This window comes from Candidatus Thorarchaeota archaeon (assembly GCA_013388835.1).
Classification (GTDB): Archaea; Asgardarchaeota; Thorarchaeia; order Thorarchaeales; family Thorarchaeaceae; genus JACAEL01.
Genome location: JACAEL010000125.1, coordinates 1 through 1,421 on the forward strand (window position 1 = coordinate 1; position 1,421 = coordinate 1,421).

At 43.2% G+C, this 1,421-nt stretch carries 2 protein-coding genes; one reads left to right on the plus strand and one right to left on the minus strand.

The features are described from left to right. Positions 1–236 (minus strand): cellulase family glycosylhydrolase (locus tag HXY34_14325; GenBank protein ID NWF97310.1); only part of this gene is annotated, 236 nt, incomplete at its 3' end. Between the two features lie 170 nt (positions 237–406). Between HXY34_14325 and HXY34_14330 the strand changes: the two genes are divergently transcribed. Continuing rightward, positions 407–1,421: glycoside hydrolase family 1 protein (locus tag HXY34_14330; GenBank protein ID NWF97311.1), on the plus strand; the 1,015-nt coding region annotated here is incomplete at its 3' end.

Below are 1,421 nucleotides of genomic sequence, written 5' to 3' on the forward strand. Positions count from 1 at the left end.
CGCTTAAGCTGTTCCTCATCAGTCCAGAGAGAAGCCGAAAACATGTTTGACACTCCATAACCCGGCGCATGATGAAGATCAAGGTTAACGTGAATCCCATACTTTTTGCACCATGCTATGCATCTGTCCACATACTTCAGCCTAGCTTCATCGTAAACTCCTGGAGCGTTGTCACTTTCGAAAAACATGTAGTCCACTGGCAAACGTATAAAATTGAACCCCCAGTCATTAACCAAACTCACATCTTTCTCGGTGTAAAACGTGTCAATGCGAGGCGGCTTCAAAGTAGACTGGGAAATCCAATTTCCAAAGTTGAATCCGTGCCAAAGTCGGTTCATGAATCCTATAATGGACAAACTTATTTATAAGAAATTAGTGATGACGTAGTAAAATGGAGGAACTAAACATGGTTTTTCCTGAAAAATTTCTGTGGGGTGTTGCTCTCAGCGGATTTCAATTTGAGATGGGCGATCCTGAAGGGAGAAATATAGACGCTAACACAGACTGGTACATGTGGGCACACGATTCTACTAACATAGAGAAAGGAATAGTAAGCGGTCATCTGCCAGAGAACGGTGTTGATTACTGGAACCGCTATAAAGCGGATCATAAGATAGCTAAGGACCTTGGTCTCAACGCCTACCGAATTGGAACAGAATGGAGCAGAATATTTCCCAAGAACACAAATAACGTAAATGTTGGAGTAGAAAGAGCCACTGACGGAAACATGAACAAAATAGAAGTAGACAATTCTGCCCTCGAAAAACTCGACAAAATCGCAGACAAAGAAGCGCTTAACCATTACAGAAAAATAATAGAAAATATACGCACTAGAAACTTCAAAGTATTCGTGTGTCTAAACCATTTCACCATTCCACTTTGGCTACACGACCCCATAACCGTCCGCGACACAAAACTTCGCAATGGTCCTAGAGGATGGGTTGACGAAAACACGGTAATCGAGTTCACCAAGTACGCGGCGTACATTGCATGGAAATTAGGCGACATTGTCGATTGCTGGGTCACCTTCAACGAACCCACAGTCATGATCGAAAGCTTCAGCGTCAGAATGTTTAAAAATTTTCCACCAGGCTTAGAAAATCTCGAAGCCTCTAGAAAAGTCCTTACACACATAGCTATTGCGCATGCACGAGCGTATGATGCAATAAAGAAGTGGGACAAAAACAAAGCAGATGAAGACAGCCTCTCACCGGCAGAGGTAGGGCTGATACACGTAGTAATCCCTGCAAAGCCTCTAGACCCCAAAAGAGAAAGCGATGTCAAGGCAGCCGAATTCTTCAGTCAAATGCACAATCACTGCTTAATACAAGCTTTCACCAGCGGCTGGCTGAATGATAATTTTGACGGAATAAAAAAGAGGGAAGAAATAAAAAGCTACTTGGGACGGCGACTAGATTGGC